Annotated in this window: 14 protein-coding genes and 1 tRNA gene; 8 read left to right on the top strand and 7 right to left on the bottom strand. The window is 69.5% G+C overall.

Features of this window, described 5'->3' with window-relative positions; translation table 11 throughout:
* Window positions 1–128 precede the first annotated feature (128 nt).
* Genes FMM06_RS15030 through FMM06_RS15015 form a run of 4 tightly spaced genes read left to right on the top strand, consistent with a single transcriptional unit; the run spans window position 129 to window position 5,045 of the window.
* Window positions 129–1,298, top strand: a complete 1,170-nt coding sequence (locus FMM06_RS15030) for an LptF/LptG family permease (RefSeq protein WP_144335504.1) — start codon at window positions 129–131, stop codon at window positions 1,296–1,298.
* The gene (gene lptG, locus FMM06_RS15025) at window positions 1,295–2,383 is read left to right on the top strand and encodes an LPS export ABC transporter permease LptG (RefSeq protein ID WP_144335139.1); all 1,089 of its coding nucleotides are present in this window, start codon (window positions 1,295–1,297) and stop codon (window positions 2,381–2,383) included. Before FMM06_RS15030 ends, lptG begins: the two co-directional genes overlap by 4 nt.
* Window positions 2,380–3,900, top strand: a complete 1,521-nt coding sequence (locus FMM06_RS15020; RefSeq protein ID WP_144335138.1) for a lipopolysaccharide biosynthesis protein — start codon at window positions 2,380–2,382, stop codon at window positions 3,898–3,900. The genes lptG and FMM06_RS15020 overlap by 4 nt, the downstream gene beginning before the upstream one ends.
* 8 nt (window positions 3,901–3,908) lie before the next feature.
* Window positions 3,909–5,045: an N-acetyltransferase gene (locus FMM06_RS15015; RefSeq protein WP_144335137.1), complete on the top strand. Its 1,137-nt coding sequence runs from the start codon at window positions 3,909–3,911 to the stop codon at window positions 5,043–5,045.
* On the opposite strand, the gene xth is transcribed toward FMM06_RS15015, so the two are convergent.
* The 3 genes from xth to FMM06_RS15000 are packed head-to-tail and all read right to left on the bottom strand — an operon-like array spanning window position 5,042 to window position 11,125.
* Window positions 5,042–5,812: an exodeoxyribonuclease III gene (gene xth, locus FMM06_RS15010; protein WP_144335136.1), complete on the bottom strand. Its 771-nt coding sequence runs from the start codon at window positions 5,810–5,812 to the stop codon at window positions 5,042–5,044. The genes FMM06_RS15015 and xth overlap by 4 nt on opposite strands.
* Window positions 5,812–10,551: an NAD-glutamate dehydrogenase gene (locus FMM06_RS15005; protein ID WP_144335135.1), complete on the bottom strand. Its 4,740-nt coding sequence runs from the start codon at window positions 10,549–10,551 to the stop codon at window positions 5,812–5,814. The genes xth and FMM06_RS15005 overlap by 1 nt, the downstream gene beginning before the upstream one ends.
* A 31-nt stretch (window positions 10,552–10,582) precedes the next feature.
* Window positions 10,583–11,125, bottom strand: a complete 543-nt coding sequence (locus FMM06_RS15000) for a hypothetical protein (RefSeq protein WP_144335134.1) — start codon at window positions 11,123–11,125, stop codon at window positions 10,583–10,585.
* Window positions 11,126–11,214: 89 nt separating this feature from the next.
* On the opposite strand from FMM06_RS15000, the gene FMM06_RS14995 reads away from it, so the two are divergent.
* Both FMM06_RS14995 and FMM06_RS14990 read left to right on the top strand, forming a co-directional pair.
* Window positions 11,215–11,287, top strand: a tRNA-Thr gene (locus FMM06_RS14995).
* A gap of 127 nt (window positions 11,288–11,414) precedes the next feature.
* The gene (locus FMM06_RS14990; protein WP_235889335.1) at window positions 11,415–12,872 is read left to right on the top strand and encodes an LLM class flavin-dependent oxidoreductase; all 1,458 of its coding nucleotides are present in this window, start codon (window positions 11,415–11,417) and stop codon (window positions 12,870–12,872) included.
* Between the two features lie 5 nt (window positions 12,873–12,877).
* Here FMM06_RS14990 and FMM06_RS14985 read toward each other — a convergent pair whose 3' ends face one another.
* Window positions 12,878–13,561, bottom strand: a complete 684-nt coding sequence (locus FMM06_RS14985) for an anti-sigma factor domain-containing protein (RefSeq protein ID WP_144335133.1) — start codon at window positions 13,559–13,561, stop codon at window positions 12,878–12,880.
* Window positions 13,558–14,148 (bottom strand): sigma-70 family RNA polymerase sigma factor, encoded by a 591-nt coding sequence (locus FMM06_RS14980; RefSeq protein WP_144335132.1) that lies wholly within the window; start codon window positions 14,146–14,148, stop codon window positions 13,558–13,560. Before FMM06_RS14980 ends, FMM06_RS14985 begins: the two co-directional genes overlap by 4 nt.
* Window positions 14,149–14,363: 215 nt before the next feature.
* Here FMM06_RS14980 and FMM06_RS14975 point away from each other — a divergent pair, with 215 nt between their 5' ends.
* Together FMM06_RS14975 and FMM06_RS14970 are read left to right on the top strand one after the other, a co-directional pair.
* Complete coding sequence (locus FMM06_RS14975) at window positions 14,364–15,020, top strand: PEPxxWA-CTERM sorting domain-containing protein (protein WP_144335131.1); 657 nt, start codon at window positions 14,364–14,366, stop codon at window positions 15,018–15,020.
* 174 nt (window positions 15,021–15,194) lie between these two features.
* Window positions 15,195–16,226 carry a glycosyltransferase gene (locus FMM06_RS14970; protein WP_185965213.1) on the top strand — a complete coding sequence of 344 codons (1,032 nt, stop codon included), beginning with the start codon at window positions 15,195–15,197 and terminating at the stop codon, window positions 16,224–16,226.
* Here the strand turns inward: FMM06_RS14970 and FMM06_RS14965 are convergent.
* On the bottom strand, window positions 16,162–16,752 hold the full coding sequence (locus FMM06_RS14965) for an SAM-dependent methyltransferase (protein WP_144335129.1): 591 nt from the start codon (window positions 16,750–16,752) through the stop codon (window positions 16,162–16,164). The two genes, FMM06_RS14970 and FMM06_RS14965, sit on opposite strands and share 65 nt — an antisense overlap.
* Window positions 16,749–17,822 carry an acyl-CoA dehydrogenase family protein gene (locus FMM06_RS14960; RefSeq protein ID WP_144335128.1) on the bottom strand — a complete coding sequence of 358 codons (1,074 nt, stop codon included), beginning with the start codon at window positions 17,820–17,822 and terminating at the stop codon, window positions 16,749–16,751. Before FMM06_RS14960 ends, FMM06_RS14965 begins: the two co-directional genes overlap by 4 nt.
* Between the last annotated feature and the right edge of the window lies 1 nt (window position 17,823).

Raw genomic sequence — 17,823 nt, 5'->3', positions numbered from 1 at the left:
CCTGCCGCCGTATAGCGCGCTGACTACGAGCGACGGTGATGGTCGCGATGTGCGGCTGAATTTAGGCGGCGGAAGGGCAGGATTTGGCGTTTCTGGCGCGCTTTGACCGGTATCTGGTGCGCCTGATCATGGTGCCGCTGGTCGCGTCGCTGGTCATCGCGGCGATGCTGCTGCTGCTCGACAAGATGCTCAAGCTGTTCGACTTCGTGATGAACGAGGGCGGCCCCGTCTCCGTCGTGTGGCGGATGCTGGGCAATCTGATCCCCGAATATCTGTCGCTCGGCATCCCGATCGGCGTACTGCTCGGCATCTTGCTGGGCTTCCGACAGCTTGCCCTGTCGAGCGAACTCGACGCGCTGCGCGCGGTCGGCATCAGCTACAACCGGCTGCTCCGCGTGCCCTTCATCTTCGCTTTCGTGTTCGCGCTGGTAAACCTCGGCATCGTCGGATTCCTGCAGCCCTATTCGCGCTACGCCTACGAAGGGCTGCGCTTCGAGCTGCGCTCGGGCGCGCTGGGGGCGAGCATCAAGGTCGGCGAGTTCGCCAAGCTGGGCAAGGGCATGACGCTGCGCGTCGAGCGGTCGGAGAACCAGGGCCGCGACCTGTTCGGCCTGTTCGTGCGCGCCGAGGCGAAGGACGGCAAGACGCTGGCAGTCACCGCCGATACCGGCACCTTCCTGTCGACCGACGACCCCGACGTCATCCTGCTGCGCCTGCAGAAGGGCACGCTGGTGCACAGCAACGCCGCCGACCAGCTGCCGCGCGTACTGTCGTTCGACCAGCACGACCTGCCGATCAACCTGCCGTCGATGGAGAGCTTCCGCGTCCGCGGCGACCGCAACCTCGAACTCACCATCCCCGAGCTGACGCGCGTGCTGGCGGATCCCAAGACGACCGCCGCCGACAAGCTGCAGAGCGAGGCGACGTTGAACCGCCGCATCGTGCAGTGCGTCGTGATGTTCCTGCTGCCCTTCCTCGCGGTGGCGCTGGCGGTGCCGCCCAAGCGATCGACCTCGGCGCTCGGCGTCTTTGTCGCGATCGTGATGCTCGTGACCTATCACAAGATCACCGAGTACGGGGAGCGCATGGGCGCCATCGGGCGCGTCGACCCGGTGCTCGCGCAATGGGTGCCGTTCGTGCTGTTCAGCGCGCTGTGCCTGTGGATGTATTATGTCCTCGCCTATCGCCCGGGCGGCCAGCCGATCGGCTTCCTCGACCGCTGGTTCGGCAAGCTGGGCGCCGCCGTCGCAAAACTGATGCGGCCCAAGGCGGCGCGCGATCTGGTGCCCGCCGAATGAGCATGTTCCCGTCGCGCACCATCGCGCTCTACACAGCGCGCCTGTTCATCGTGCGCAGCCTGGCCTTTCTGGGCGGGCTGATCGTCGTGCTCGAGACGCTCGACGTGCTCGGCGAGTCGGGTCGCATCCTCGCGGTGGCAGGCAACACCGAGGCCGACATCTGGCAATACGTCGCGCTGCGCGTGCCGCAGCAGATCGAGCTGCTCCTGCCATTCTCGGTCCTGCTCGGCACGCTGATCACCCTGTCGACGCTGAACCAGAACAGCGAGGTGACGATCTTCAAGGCGAGCGGCATCTCCGCCCACCAGATCCTCGCGCCGCTGATCGTCGCGGCATTCGGACTCGCGGTGGTCAACTTCGCGATCAACGAGCGCATCACGACGCGCGCCACCGCGACGCTCGATGTCTGGCAGGCGAACAACTACGCCCCGGTCAAGACGGCGCGCGGCATGGTCGCCGAGCAATGGGTGCGCGGCGGCGACGACCTGTTCCACGCCGACACGGTGATCGGGCGCGGCGACGCAACGCGGCTGAACGGCGTGGTGATCTACGACCGGGTCGGCAACAAGCTGACGCGCATCGTCAGCGCCGCGAGCGCGCGACCGATCCCGGGTGGCTGGGAACTGAGCCAGGCACGCAGCTTCGACGTCGCGCGCGGCGTCGAGACCAGGTCCGCGACCCTCGACTTCAGCAGCGAGGTCGAGCCGCGCCAGTTCACGACGACGAGCATCGATCCCGATCACGTGCCGTTCTGGGACTTGCTCGGCGACATCGCGCAGCAGCGCGCCGCCGGTAAACCCGTCGCGGCCCTCGTCGCGGCGGCGAACCACAAGATCTCGGGGCCCTTGTCGACGGTGCTGATGCCGCTGCTCGGCGCGGTCGCCGCGTTCGGGCTGGCGCGGTCGGGCAAATTGTTCGTGCGCGCGGTGATCGGCATGCTGCTCGGCTTCGCCTTCTTCGTCGCCGATAATTTCATGGCGGCGATGGGCAGTTTCGGCACGGTACCGCCGGTGCTCGCGGCCTGGGCGCCGTTCCTGCTGTTCTTCCTGATCGGCGAGACGGTGCTGTTCCGAACCGAGGAATGAGCCGAGCCGTCTCGACCGCCGACGTGGCGCGCGCGGCCGGCACCAGTTCGCTCGCCCGCCTCGGCGCGGTGATCGAGGTGCTGACCACGCCGGCGCTGACCTGGCTGTTCGGCGTGCCAGCCTACGGCGTCTACACCGTCCTCGCCGCCGCGGTGACCCTGTGTTCGGGCAGCATCGACCTCGCGATGCCCAGCGTCTTGCAGCGCGTCGTGCCGCAGGCGAAGGACGAGGGGCAGGCGCACGCCGCGGTCAAATGGGCGCTGATCCTCGGCGTGCTGCCCAGCATCGCGGTCGCGACTGCGGTCACCGTCCTCGCACCGTGGCTGGGGAGCCAGGTCAACGCCGCCGCCGCCGACCGCGCGACGCTGACGCTCGCGGTGACGATCTTCGCCTGGGTGCTGCCGCTGACCAGCCTGGTCGAGGTGTCGACCGCTGCCGCCCGTGCGCGCCACGCCTTCGGGCCGGAAATCCGCCTGCGGGTCTTCTGGGAGCAGCTCGTGCGCCTCGGCCTCGCGGGCATCCTGTGGCTGGCATGGCGCGGCGGCTGGGGCGGTGCGGCGCTGGCGCTGGCGGTCGCGCACCTCGGGTCGATCCTGGTGGTCGCGGGCCTGTCGCTGCGGCTCGTCGCGCGCTTCTACGACTGGCGGACCGTGATTGCGGCACCGCTGACGGGGGCGCAGGCAAGGGCGATGCTGGGCTACGGTGTCGCGTTGATCCCCGCCAACGCGCTGCGCCGTGCGCTGACCGACCTGCCGCCGATCCTGCTCAACCGCTGGCTGCCCGGCGTAGGCGGCGCGACCGCCGCGGGGCTGTACGGCATCGCGCGCAAGCTCAGCAGCATCCCGCAACTTGTCCGGACAATTTTCGCCTATGTCATGGCGCCGCTCGCCTCGACGCAGGCCGCGCACGACCGCGCCGCGATCGCGCCGCTCTATGGGTTCGCGACGCGCCTTGCGACCGCACTCGCGCTGCCTCTGTCGGCCTTGCTGGTGGGCCTCGGCGATGTCCTGCTGCGCGGCTTCGCCCCCGGGGCGACCGCTGCCTATCCGCTCGTCGTGGTGCTCGTCGCGGCGCGCGCTGCCGAGGCCGTGGCGGGGCCCGCCAGCGCGATCATCGAGACCGTCGGCAATCGCGCGCGCCCGACGATCAACGCCGTGGTCGGCGTCGCGGTGTGGACGGGCCTCGCGCTGCTGCTCGTCCCGCGCTTCGGCGCGGCGGGGATGGCGGCGGCGGTGGGTGCGGCGGTGATCGTCAACGCCTGGCTGGCGGTTGCCGAGCTCGCGCTGCTCGACGGCCTCGCGCCCTTCGCGGCGCCGTTCGCGCGCACCCTCGCCGTGGCAGGCGCCGGCAGCCTGAGCGTCGTCGCGCTCGGCGCGCTGCCGCACGGCGAATGGCTCGTCGTGCCCGCCGCGCTGGCGGTGGCGTGGCTCGCGCTGCGCTTCGGCCTGTCGACCGCCGACCGCACGGCGCTGGGCGGGGCCGGGCGGCGCTTGCGTGTCGCGCCCGATATCCGGTAGCGCGGCCCATGGCCCTTTCGATCCGCCCTGTAACGACCGCCGCCGATCGCCGCGCGTTCGTCGCGCTGCAGTTCAGCCTCTACGCCGACGATCCGCACTGGGTCGCGCCGCTAAAGCAGGATGCGACGGCGCTGATCTCGGGCGCGAAATCCAACCCCTGGTTCCTCCACGCCGAGGCGGCCTTCTGGCTGGCGGAGCGCGACGGCGTCGTCGTCGGCCGCATCTCGGCGCAGGTCGACCAACTGGTGCTGACGCACATGGGTGCGGGCACCGGCCACTGGGGCATGTTCGAATGCATCGACGTCCAGGCCGTCGCCGACCTGCTGCTGTCGACCGCGGAAAACTGGCTGCGTGACCGCGGCATGGTGCGCGCGCAGGGGCCGTTCAGCCTGTCGATCTGGGACGAGCCCGGGGTGCTGGTCTCCGGCTTCGACGGTCCGCCGACGGTGATGATGGCGCACCACCGCGCGTGGCTTGCCCCGCTGATCGAGCGCGCCGGCTATGCCGGGATCAAGGAGCTGCACACCTGGGAGGTTGACACCGTCCCCTTCCCGGCCGCCGTGCAGCGCATCGTCGGGGCGGCGGCAAAGGCCTCGCGCATCCGCATCCGCGAGGTGGTCAAGGCCGACTTCGCCAACGAGGCAGCGCTGATCCTCGACATCCTCAACGACGCTTGGGCGACCAACTGGGGCTATGTCCCGCTGACCGATGCCGAGGTTGCGTTCGTCGGCAAGAAGCTGAAGCCCATCGTCTATCCCGACCTGATCCGCATCGCCGAATACGACGGCGTGCCCGTCGCCTTCATGATCGCGCTGCCCGACCTCAACGAGAAGCTCCGCGACCTGCACGGTGACCTGTTCCCGTCCGGCTGGGCCAAGCTGCTGTGGCGGCTGCGCAAACCCAAGGTGAAGCGCATCCGCGTGCCGCTGATGGGGGTGCGCAAGGCGTTCCAGGGGACGCGCAACGCGTCGCTGATGGCCTTCCTGCTGATCGAGCTGATCCGCGAGGCGACGGTCCGCAACTATGGCGCGACACGCGCCGAGATCGGCTGGATCCTCGAGGACAACGGCCCGATGCGGTCGATCGCCGAGATCATCGGGGCCGAAATCACGCGGACCTACCGGGTGTACGAGAAGGCGCTCTAGCCCCGAATCTCGATCCACGTCGGCGCATGGTCGCTTGCCTTTTCGGCGGCGCGGTTCTGGCGGTCGACGCCCGCATCGACCAGGCGGTCGGCGAGGACGGGCGACAGCAGCAGGTGATCGATGCGCAGGCCCAGGTCGCGCGGCCAGGCGCCCATCGTATAATCCCAGAAAGTGTACGCCCGCCCTGTCGGCTGGATGGCGCGGATCGCGTCGGTCCAGCCCTGCGCGAGGAGCGCGCGAAACGCGGCGCGGCTTTCGGGCTGGTACAGCGCGTTGTCGGCCATCGCGCGCTCGCTGAACACGTCCTCCGCAGTCGGGCAGACGTTATAATCGCCGGCCAGCACGACCGGCATCTCGGTCGCCAGCAGGCTGGCCGCGTGCGCGTGGAGGCGCGCCATCCAGTCGAGCTTGTAGTCGAACTTGGGGCCGGGGATCGGGTTGCCGTTGGGCAGGTACAGCGCGCCGATCAGCACGCCGTCGACCGCCGCCTCGAGGTAGCGCGACTGCTCGTCGTCATCGCCGCCGGGCAGGCCGCGCCGCGTCTCGACGGCCTCGTGCTTCGACAGGATCGCGACGCCGTTCCAGCTCTTCTGGCCGTGGACGAGGGCATGATAGCCCGCCGCCTCGATCTCGGCGTGCGGAAAGCGCTCGTCGGGGCATTTCAGCTCCTGCAGGCACGCGACGTCGGGCTTGGCCTCGCCCAGCCAGTCGAGCAGGCGCGGCAGGCGCGCGTTGATGCCGTTGATGTTGAACGTCGCGATACGCATCAGGCGAGCACGCCGCGTGCCTGGCCCGCGAGGTGCGCGAGCATCGCCGTGGTCACCGCGCCGCCGCTGCGCGCGCGCGCCACGGGCCCGGCGATGCGCAGCGTCCGGTCTGCGTCGGCCGCGAGCCAGTCCTCGACGCCCGCCAGCGGATCGCCGCCTTGCGGCACGACGCGGCGCATCAGGTCGAGGCGCAGATGCTCGAAATCGCGCACCAGCCCCGCCTGGAGCAGCCGCTCCCAAGGGTCCGCCGGTGTCAGTGCCGCTGCCGCACCCTTGGCCCAGTCGAGGCCCAGCGCTTCGCCCAGCCGCGTGTAGGCCGCCGCGGTGGCTGCGGGGTCGAGCCCCAGGTCGGCCGCGAGCAGCCCGACGCCGACCGCGCCGTCGAGCGCGTTGATGCGGAGCAGCCGGTCTGCAACCTCCGCCGGTGCACCCAGCGTCGTCAGCCGCGTCCGCGCCGCCTCGATCAGCGCGCGCGGTTCGGGGCGCAGCAGGTCGAACACCCCGTCGCCCAGCTTGTCGATGCCGGGGCGCAGCCGCGCGACGATGTCCGACGGCATCAGCCCGCCGCCCGAGCGCAGCAGGTCGGCCATCTGCGTGCGCAGCACCGCGACCGCATCGACGTGCAGGTCGAGCTGCACCGGCCCCGGCACCGCCGCCGCCTCGATCGAACCCCAGAGCGCGCGGAAATCGAACAGCGCGCGCGCCGCGACGAAGGCGCTGGCGACCGCATCGAGCCCGACGCCCATTTCCTCGGCGAGCTCGAACGGCAAGGTCAGCCCGCCGCGATTGACGACGGCATTGGCCAGCTTGGTCGCGATCAGCTCGCGGCGCAGCCGGTGGCCGTCGATCGCGGGCGCGAACCGCTCCTGCATCGCCTTGGGGAAGGCGAGGTGCAGGTCGGCGACGAGCAGCGGGTCGTCGACGAGCTTGCTCGTGACCAGCGCGTCGTAGACCGCCATCTTGGCGTAGGCCATGACGACCGCGAGTTCGGGCCGTTCGAGGCTGCCCCCGGCGCGGCCGCGCTGGACGAGCACATCGTCCGACGCCAGCCCTTCGACCGCGCGGTTCAGCTGCGCAGCCGACGCCTCGAGCGTCTGGATCAGCCGGATATGGCCCGGCAGGCTCGCGGCACCGCCACGCTCGGCGATGCTCAGCGCCTGGGTCTGCAGATGATTGTCGCGCAGCACGAGCGCCGCGACATCGTCGGTCATCGCGGCGAGCAGGACGTTGCGATCCTCCATCGTCAGGCGCCCCGCGGCGACCTCCGCGCCAAGCGCGATCTTGATGTTGACCTCGTTGTCCGAGCAGTCGACGCCGGCCGAGTTGTCGATGAAGTCGGTGTTGAGCCGCCCGCCCTTGGCTGCGAATTCCAGGCGCCCGGCCTGTGTCAGACCCAGGTTCGCGCCCTCGCCGATGACCTTTGCACCGACCTCGCTGCCGTTGATGCGGTGCGCGTCGTTGGCGCGGTCGCCGACCTGCGCGCTGCTTTCGCTCGCCGCTTTCACGTACGTGCCGATGCCGCCGAACCACAGCAGGTCGACGGGGCTTTTCAGGATCGCGGTGATCAGTTCCGACGGCGACAGGCTCGCGGCCGTGATGCCGAGTGCCGCCTGCACCTCGGGCGACAGGGGAATCGCCTTCAGGCTGCGCGCGAAGACGCCGCCGCCTTTCGAGATCAGCGTCTTGTCGTAGTCGTCCCACGACGAGCGGGGCAGGCCGAACAGCCGCTCGCGCTCGACGAAGCTCGCCTCCGCGTCGGGATTCGGATCGAGGAAGATGTGGCGGTGATCATACGCTGCGAGCAGCCGGATCGAGCGGCTGAGCAGCATGCCGTTGCCGAACACGTCACCCGACATGTCGCCGCAGCCGACGGTGCGGATCGGGTCGCTCTGCACGTCGACGCCGAGCTCGCGGAAGTGGCGTGCTACCGAAATCCACGCACCCTTGGCGGTGATCGCCATCGCCTTGTGGTCGTACCCCTGCGCGCCGCCGCTCGCGAACGCGTCGCCGAGCCAGAAGCCGTGGCGCTCAGAGATCGCATTGGCGGTGTCGGAGAAGGTCGCGGTGCCCTTGTCGGCGGCGACCACCAGATAGGGGTCGGGCGCGTCGTGGCAGACGACGCCGTCGGGCGGAATGACGCCGCCGTCGGCATCGAGATTGTCGGTCAGCGACAGCAGCGCGCGGATGAAGATGCGGTACGCCTCGGTCCCTTCCGCCAGCCAGGCGTCGCGGTTCGACGGTGCGGGCAGCTGCTTCGGATAGAAGCCGCCCTTCGATCCCGTCGGCACGATGACGGTGTTCTTGACGATCTGCGCCTTGACCAGCCCCAGCACCTCGGTGCGGAAATCGTCGCGGCGGTCGGACCAGCGAAGCCCGCCGCGCGCGATCGGTCCGGCGCGCAGGTGGATGCCCTCGACGCGGGGGGAGAAGACCCAGATCTCGCGGTACGGCACCGGCGGCGGCAGGTCGGGCACGGCATGGCTGTCGAGCTTGAACGCCAGCGCCTCGGGCCCGCCGGGCACGAAGGCGTTGGTGCGCAGCGTCGCGACGATGACGCTGCGATACAGGCGCAGGATCCGGTCGTCGTCGATCGCCGACACGTCCGCCAACCCAGCCTCGAACGCCGCGCCCAGCGCCGCCTCGTCGCTCTTGCCGTTGAAGCGCGCCTCGAACAGCGCGACCAGCGTGTCGGTCAGCGCGGGGTAGCGGCGCAGCGCATCGACGACGGTCTGCACGCCGTAGGCGACGCCGGTCTGGCGCAGGTAGCGGAAATAGGCGCGCAGCCAGTTGACGCGCTCGGCGTCGAGCCCGGCGCCGATGACCAGCGCGTTGAACGCGTCGTTCTCCTGTGCGCCGGTCAGCACCGCGGTCAGCGCCGCCTCGACGCGCAGCTGCACGGCGTCGTCGAAGGCGATGGTGCCCGTCACCTCGAGCAGGAAGTCGTGGATCCACCCCAGCCGCCCGCCGCCGAGATCGAACGGAAACTCCTCGATGACGCGGAAGCCGAAATTCTCGAGCACCGGGACCGCGTCGCTGAGCGCGATGATCTGGCCGAGGCGATAGATCTTCAGGCGCAGCTGGTTCGGTGCATCGTCGGCACGGCGGTACAGGTCGACCGCGCGTGCATCCTCGCCGCCCAGCTCCGACAGGCGGATGACGTCGCCCGCCGCCTCGGTCGCAGAATATTGCGCGCGGTAGCTGGCGGAGAAGGCCTTGCCGTAGGTCAGCGTCAGCCGCGCCGCGCGCGTGCCGCCGCTGGCGTCGAGCAGCGCAGTCTCCAGCGCCTCGTCCCAGCCGCGCACCAGCGCGTTCAGGCGCCGGTCGAGATCGGCCTCGTCGAAGCCGTGCGCGTCGCCGGTGGTGTCGACCACGTAATGCACGCGCGCCAGCCCCTCGGCGCGCAGCTCGACCTCATAGCGCGTCAGGCTGCCGCCGAGCGCCGCGGTCAGCATCTTGCCGACCGCCTCGCGCACGCCGCTGGTGTAGGCATCGCGCGGCACATAGACGAGCACCGAGACGAAGCGCCCGAACGGATCGGCACGCGCGAACAGCTTGGGGCGCGGCCGGTCGAGCAGCGACAGCAACCCCAATGCCATCGTCTTCAGGCGTTCAGGGCTCGCCTCGAACAATTCCTCGCGCGGGAAGGCCTCGAGGACGTGGACCAGCGCCTTGCCGGTATGCCCGCCCTTGGCGAAGCCGAGCGCGTCGATGACCTCGCCGACCTTGCGGCGCAGCAGCGGCACCTGGCGCGGCGACGTCGCCAGCGCGGCGCTGGTGAACAGGCCGAGGAAGCGCGTCTCGCTGACCACGCGCCCCGCATGGTCGAAGCCCTTGACCGCGATCAGATCGGCGGCGACGCGGCGGTGAACCGTCGACAGCGCCCCCGACTTGGTGATCAGCAGCGGCTCCGGACTGGCGAGCTCGCGGCGCAGCGCCTGCGGCACGGCGGCCGAATCGCCGTCCCACAGCGGGTAGTCGGGATCGCGCAGCAGCCCCAGCCCGGCGTCGCCGACGGGGACGAACATCGGATCGTCGAGATCGCCGTCGATCTCGTAATGACGCGCACCGAGCAGCGTGAAATTGTCCGCCGCGAGCCAGTCGACGAAGGCGATCGCCTCCGCCGCCATGTGCGGCACGACCGGGGGCGGGTTCTCGGCCAGCCCGCGCGCCGCGCCGCGTAGCGCGCTCAGCATCGCCGGCCAGTCGGCGACCGCGGCGCGCACATCGGCGAGCACGCCCTCGACCGCCTCGAGCAGCTCGACCCGCGCCTTCGCCGATGCACGCTCGAGCTCGATGTAGATCAGCGACTCGCGTGTCGCCGCACCGGCCGCGCCGTGCGCCAGCCCGACGACCTCGACCAGCGTGCCGTCGGCATCGCGGCGTACGTCGACGATCGGGTGGAGCAGCCGGTCGATGCCGAGCCCCGCCGCAGTGATCGCCGAGGAGACCGAGTCGACTAGGAAGGGCATGTCGTCGTTGACGATCGCCAGCGCCAGGCGGCGGCGGCCGGCCTGCGAACCCGCCGGCGCGGTGTCGAGCGACAGCGCGGCGCGACCGGGCACGCGCACCCGCGCGGCGTCGGCGACGAAGGCGATGATGTCGGCGCGAGTCGCCGCGTCGATGCCGTCGGCCTCCCCCGGCAGCGCCGATCCGAACAGCGCATCGCCCAGGCGTTCGGCCGTCGCGTCAGTGGGTTGCGCTGGCGTCCGATCGGTCGCCGCCGCTACGTTGGTCGCCATGCTTACGCTCCGTCCCCAGCCGCGGGGCGCCTTATGCGGCGCGGGCAGCGACCCGGCAAGGCATGCGCGCATCGGCGAACGGATCCGGCCGCGGGCCCGGCGGCGGCACCATCGCGGCGCGCAGTTCGCCACGCAGCCGCGCCGTCGCCTCGCGGCCCAGCACCTCCTTCCAGCTCAGCACCGCCTCCGCACCGCCGCGGATCGGCAACAGCACGCCGCGCAGCAGCACGCACGCCGACGCGGGCGTGCGCAGAGCCGCCTCGAACCCGACGACCGCACCCGACGCGACGCACGCCGCGCACGCATCGTGCAGCCGCCCCGCCAGATCGTCGTCGCCGCGCCGCAGCGGACCGGGCGCCAGCCCGAACGCTGCCGCCACCGCGTCGCCGACCGTGACGACGTGCACGCCTTCCACGCCGAAGCCCAGGGTCAGCGCATTGTCGCGGTATTCGTGGCTCCCCCCGCGCCGAAGCGCCGCGCGCGCCGTCAGCCGCCGCTCCGAGCCCGCGGCCAGCAGCGGCGGTGCCTCGAAGGCCGGCTCGGCGGGCAGTGGCGGCGGCGTGACGTGGTGCATGGCGGGCTCCCTCGGCCACAGCATACGGCCGCACACGCCCGCGCTTGCGGCCCCGCCAACACGCTGCTAAGCCCCCGCCTCCCGGGTACGCCGCTTTAGCTCAGCCGGTAGAGCACATCATTCGTAATGATGGGGTCAGGTGTTCGAGTCACCTAAGCGGCACCGGTCTTCCATAGCGATATCGCTAATCTTCAAACTGAAAGGCCCTTCCGTAGGGAAGCCTGGCTAGGCCTTCCTGGTGCTTTGAGAAGCTCCAGCGGAGAGACAGGCAGGTCTGCCCAGCAGGTGGGTGCTTATCGGTGGCTCGAAAGTTCAGATTGCCCGCCTGAGCGAAGTCCTTCGCAGCGGTGCCTGTGGTGCTCGGCTAATCTGCGTGAAACTCGCAACGGAGATGGCCATGGCCGCGACCCGTCAATTACATTTGGGCGCCTTTATGCGCCCGGTCAGCATCCACACCGGCGCATGGCGCTATCCCGGCGCCCTCCCCGACGCGAACTTCAACTTCGCCGCGATCCGCCGCTATATCGAGCGGTTGGAAGCCGCGAAGTTCGACGCATTCTTCATGGCCGACCATCTCGCCGTCCTCAACATGCCGGTCGACGCGCTCAAGCGCAGCCATACCGTCACCTCATTCGAGCCGTTCACTCTGCTGTCGGCGCTTGCGGGCGCTACGACGCGCATCGGGCTGGTCGCCACCGCGTCGACAACCTTCGACGAGCCCTACCACATCGCCCGGCGTTTCGCGTCGCTCGATCATATCAGCGAGGGTCGCGCCGGCTGGAATATCGTCACGACCGCCAACCCCGATGCCGCGCTCAACTTCGGCTACGACAGCCATCTCGATCATGACGCGCGTTACGTTCGGGCGCGCGAGTTCTACGACGTCGTCACCGGCCTGTGGGACAGTTTCGCCGACGATGCTTTCATTCGCGACGTCGACAATGGCCTCTACTTCGATCCCGCACGGATGCATGTCCTCGACCACAAGGGACCGGAACTGAAGGTGCGCGGGCCGCTCAACATCGCGCGACCGGTGCAGGGCTGGCCCGTGATCGTGCAGGCGGGCGCGTCCGACCCCGGGCGACAGCTCGCCGCCGAGACTGCCGATGTGATCTTCGGCGCCGAGAGCACGCTAGCGGCAGGCAAGGCTTTTTATGCCGACATCCATGACCGGATGCGCTGGTACGGTCGTGACCCGAGCGGCATCAAGATCCTGCCCGCGGCCTTCGTGGTGGTCGGCGACACCGACGAGGAGGCACGGGCCAGGCGTGCACACCTCGACAGCCTCGTCCACTACGACAGCGGCATCGGCTCGCTGTCGAGCCAGCTTGGCTACGACGTATCGGGCTTCGATCCGGATGGTCCGCTTCCCGAGATTCCGGAGACCAACGCCGGGCGCAGCGGTCGCGAGCGCATCGTCGAGGCGGCGCGCGCGAAGAACCTGACGATCCGCCAACTGGCGGCTCGCGCCGGCAGTTACGCCGGCCTTGCCTTTGTGGGCACACCCGAGACCATCGCCGACGGTATGGAAGAGTGGCTTGTCGAACGCGGCTCGGACGGCTTCAACGTCATGTTCCCATGGCTACCAGGCGGCCTCGATGACTTCGTCGACCGCGTCGTGCCCGAACTGCAGCGCCGCGGCCTGTTCCGCCGCGAGTATGAGGGAACGACGCTGCGCGAACATCTTGGGCTGGCGCGCCCGGCCAATCGCTTCTTTCCCGCCTCAGACCGGCTCGTTGCGGCCTAGCAGCGTCAAAGCCGGGCGAGTTGCCCTTCGGCGACGACGCGACCGGGCTGCGCCGGCGGCTTGGTGGCGGGGTCGAGGCTGATCACCAGCGCTGCGCCGTTCTGCAGCAGTGCCCGAGCCTGATCGGGCACTATCAGCGAATGCGAGATCTTCGGGCTGACTGTGCCGAGATAAACATGGCCGCCCGGGGTGACGGCCCAGAGGTGATAGCTGTGACCCCGAACCTCGGGCGCACTGCCTGGGTTGCTGCGCAGCGCCCCCCCGCCCGGCGTCGTCGCGACGACGAAGGCCGGCCGGGCCGCCCCGCCGCCCTCGCCGAGCAGGGCGGCGGTCAATGGCTGCAGAAGCTGCTGCGGCGCGGCCGGGGGAGCGATGATGCTGGCGGGCCGGCCGAGGATCAAGATCGCGGCGAGCCCGGCGGCGAGCGCCGCGAAGGCCGCGGTCGCAATCTGCCACCGCCGCTCCGGCCGCGCTTGGGGTACCGCCGCAGGGGACAGCGACCGGTCGATCCGTTCCCAGATCGCCATGTCGACCGGTGCCGCAGGCAGCCGCTCGTACAGGGGCAGCAGCCGCCGCACCCAGCCGAGCGTCGCCGCGTCGGGCCGGTCGGGATCGCCCGCCAGAGGACCGGTCAGCCCGAGATGGGCTTCAAGTGGCGGCAGCCAGGTCTTGTCGGGTTCGCGGCTCATGGTTCGAGACAGATACGGAGCTTCTCAAGGCCGCGGCGCACCCGGCTCTTGATCGTGCTGAGCGGCGCCCCGTGACGGGCGGCGATGTCTTCGTAGGTCAGGCCTTCGAAGAAAGCGGTTTCGATCGCGGCACGCTGCGTGGTGTTGAGCTCGCCGAGGCAGCGCAGCAGCATGTCGGAGGATGCGAAGGCATCGTGGTGGCCATCGACGGCGACGGCGTGGAGATGATCGTCGACCGGCGTTTCGGTGCCCTGCCGCGCCTTGCGACGCAGCCTGTCGATGCAGCGGTTGCGCGTCACGACAGCCAGCCAGGCCAGTGGCTGCGCCATGCCGGGCTGGTACTGTCCGGCCTTCTGCCAGACCGTCAGGAACACGTCGTGAATGACATCATCGGCATCATGGTGATCGCGAAGAAAGTGCAAGGCAATGGCCCGCAGGCGCGGCATCGTGGCTGCATAGACACGGCGCAGCGCCTCCCTGTCTCCAGCGGCGACCTTCATCATATCGTTGGTCAGCCCGTCGTCGGGCTGCGAGACCACGAGACGTATCCGGGGCTCGATCGCGTCGGGCAGGTCGGATTGCGACACTTGCAACAGATATCCTGATCGAAGGCCACCGGGCCGCTCGAATATGCCCGAGATGCTGCGCAGCTGACCAGTACGTTACCGCAAAGACTTTCTACCTCGCGCAATACACTTATCGGCTCCGTAACGGATGCGTCTTTCGGCGGGACGCGTCGTAACCGCCCAGCGTGAGCCCACGCCCGGCCTTAGCCGGTCAATCAGAGACAGGAGAGCCCCCCATGACTGTATCTGCCAGAACCCGCTCGATCCGCGCCGCTCTTGTCGCGGCCGCGCTGTTCGTGCCCTCCCTCGCATCGGCACTGACGGTGACCGGCGGCGATACGCGCGTTGCGTTCAACGCCGGCGCACTCACTGGCCTGACCGCCGGCGTGACCGGCGGCGCAACGGTCACCGGACCGGGCCTAACCGTCAATTTCCCCATCATCGGCGGCTTCCTCGACGCGGCACTGGCGGGCCAGATCCGCCACGATGGCTCGGGCATCACCTTGTCGAACGGCACCAACACGCTGGCGCTCGGCAACTTCGTCATCGACACCACCGCCAGCATCCTGTTCGGCGATGCGGCGCTTAACGATACCACTCTCGGCACCAATCTGGCACTGTTCGGCTTCGACCTGACGTCGATCAGCGTCGCGCAGTTGACCGACCTCGACAATCCGCTGCTCGGTCTGCAGCTGACCTCGACCGCGGCGGGCGCGCTGACCGCGGCGTTCGGCGTCGGCGACCTGACCGGCGCGACGCTCGGCAACGCCGCGACCGCTCCGGCGATCGCCGCGGTGCCGGAACCCGGCACATGGGCAATGCTGATCATCGGCTTCGGCGCCGTGGGGGCACTAGCGCGGCGGACGCGCGCGAGGCCTCTGCAGACTGTCTGACGCCGACACCGGCGCGCATCGCACGACAGCGGTGCGCGCCGGTTCCGCGCGCGCCGCAAATAGGCACGTACTCGGAGGAGCCGGTCCCCCGTCGTTGTCTACGCCGGCGGCGCGAAACCAGTTGCCGTCGGGATCGTTGCGAAGGCGATGTGGCTTTCCCGTGACAATCTGAGATTGCCAACGCTGCCGGCCGGAGAGCTACGGCGGGTCGTCGTCGGAGTGCCTGCGCGCGACGAGGCGGCGGATATACTGCAGTGTCTTGCCGCTCTCGACGACGCGGCGGGACGCACTGCCGGCCCGGTCACGATCGTTGTCAGTGCCAATAATTGTTCCGACGCGACTGCTGCTACGGCCCGGTCATACGTTGCTCGATGGTCGAAGATCATCGTCGATGAAGTCGCACTGCCCCCCGAACAGTCGCACGCGGGCGGCGCCCGGCGCTATGTCATGGACCGGGCCGCTGACCTCGCCGGCGCCGGCGGCGTTGTCATGACCACTGACGCCGATAGCCGGGTCGACATCGACTGGATCGCAAGCAATCTCGGCGAGATCGCTGGCGGCGCAGATGCGGTCGCAGGCATCATTACCTTCGATGCGGCGGCGCGCGCGACGCTGCCCGCACTGCTTCACCGCGCAGCAGAATGGCATCTCGCCTCGCTCCACGCGCGCCTCGAACATCTTATCGATCCCCGCCCGCACGATCCGTGGCCGCGTCACATCTGGGCTTGGGGGGCGAGCCTTGCGCTAACCGTGGACGCCTATCGCGCGGTGGGCGGGGTCCCCTCGGTCGCGCTTGCCGAGGATCGTGCACTTGCCGACGCAGTGGAGCGCGCGGGGCTGCGCCTGCGTCGCAGTCATGCGCCGCTGGTGTTCACCTCGTCACGCCGCATCGGCCGTGCGCCGGGCGGCTTTGCAGATCTGCTCGCGAGCCATGCCGGCACGACCGCGCCATGCGACGCCGCGCTCGAGCCCACGCGGGTGCTCGTCCGTCGTCTATTGCTCCGCGCACGCACTCGTCGAGAACGTGGCAGAGATTTTTCCGAAGCATGGGCGCAGGCCGAAGCGCTGTCGCCGCAATTGGCGCGGCGACGCTTGTGCCCCGCCGATCTGACCGAAGAAGTTCGACGCGCCGAGCAGCTTATCAGTCTGCTGGAGCGGCGCGCAGCACGTCGAGCCGATAGTCCTGGCGTCGTTCTTGCCGCGTGACCACGGCCCAATCGCCAATCGCGGTTATGAAGGCCTCGACCGCCTCGTCCCCGGTCTGCGGATAATCGGGAGTCTCGCCGAGCCAGTGCACGAGAACAAGATCGGCGCCCGGCATCGCTGTGGCACGCAGCCGCTCCGACACTCGCAACAGCGTCGGCTGGTCGAAGTAGTAGAGCACCTCCGACAGGACAATCAGGTCATAGCGCCCCGGCAAAGCATCGTCGGGCACGCGCAGCTTGGCGAAGTGGACGTGCGGTAGCGCCGCGCATCGTGCTGCAGCTTTGTCGAGCGCTGCCTGCGCGACGTCTACGCCGAGTAGCCGGTCGGCTCGTGACGCCAACTGCTCGGTCAGGACGCCGATCGAGCAACCGACCTCGACCGCATCAGCATAGCGCGACCGGGACAAGGCGGCGATCGTCTCGGCGTACTTCTGCGCTTCGTACGAGCTGGTTTCGAAGCGCCATGGATCGGCATTGGCGGCATAAAGCGCATCGAAATAGCCGGGATCGCGCGCGTCGCCGGTCATGCCGAGAACCGCCCACCGCGTGCCGCGAGCCAGCGCGCCGCGTGATCGCGCGATGCATCGAGGAATGGCTGGCGCAGGTAGGTCTCAAGGTCGCGCAGACACCTGTCGAGCGGATCGGGGGCGATGAAGCTCGACAGTCCGACGTTACGTCGCGTCGCCTCGATGATCGTCAGTGCTGCGGTTTCAAACGTGCCGCGCGCGAGATCGACATAGGCGTCGATCTCTTCCGGGTTGCTGTTGGGCGTCTCGGCGCGCCGTGCGGCCTCGCGAACGTGGAGACGCGCTGCCTCGTGGGCGCCCGCCGCCGCGGCGAAGCGCGCCCGCGCCACGGGATCGTCGCGCAGCCGGTCAGCGTGCAGCGCCATGATGCGGTCGAGCGCGCCGAGCTGAACTGCGATGACCCGCCACGCTCCGCCCGAGAACCACGGGCTGCGGTAGTAATCGCCGAGGCTCCCCAGCACCGCCGCGTCGGGGACTTCGAGGCCGTCGAAAGTGACGCTGCCGGTCGCGGTGCCCCGCATCCCAGCCGCTCGCCAGATCGCGAGATCGATGCCGACCCGGGGACTGACGAGATCGGGCAGAAACATCTGCGTGTCGCCATTGAGGCTTGCGGTCACGACAGGCCTGCGGATCGTACCTGCCCCCGAGCAGTGCACCTTGCCGCCGTCGAGGCGATAGCCGCCGTCGATGCGCGTGGCGGTAACGCCGCCGCCACGCTCCGCATTCCACACGCCCAAGATGCGCCCGGCTGCGATCTCGGCAGCGACGATGTCAGTGGCCTCGGCATCGCCGTAGCGATTGGCAAGCTTGACCGCATTGAGATGCCCCTCGAACAGCCGTCCGACGGTCAGGCTCGCCGCGCCGATTGTCGAGAGGATGGGCAACGCGTTGTCATCGAGCAGATCGGCGCACGCAGCGATCGTTCCCGATGTCACGAGGTCGGCGATATCTTTGGCAGGAAAGGCTGCCGCCGCATCGACTGCGGCCGCGCGCTGCCAGATGCGCACGGCGACGGCCTCCAGCGCATGATCGGGATCTGGAACGTCGCTCGGCAGCCAGGCATTCCGCATC

Origin of the sequence: Glacieibacterium frigidum (assembly GCF_007097155.1) — a bacterium.
Classification (GTDB): Bacteria; Pseudomonadota; Alphaproteobacteria; order Sphingomonadales; family Sphingomonadaceae; genus Glacieibacterium; species Glacieibacterium frigidum.
This window is presented reverse-complemented; position numbering and strand designations above follow the sequence as displayed.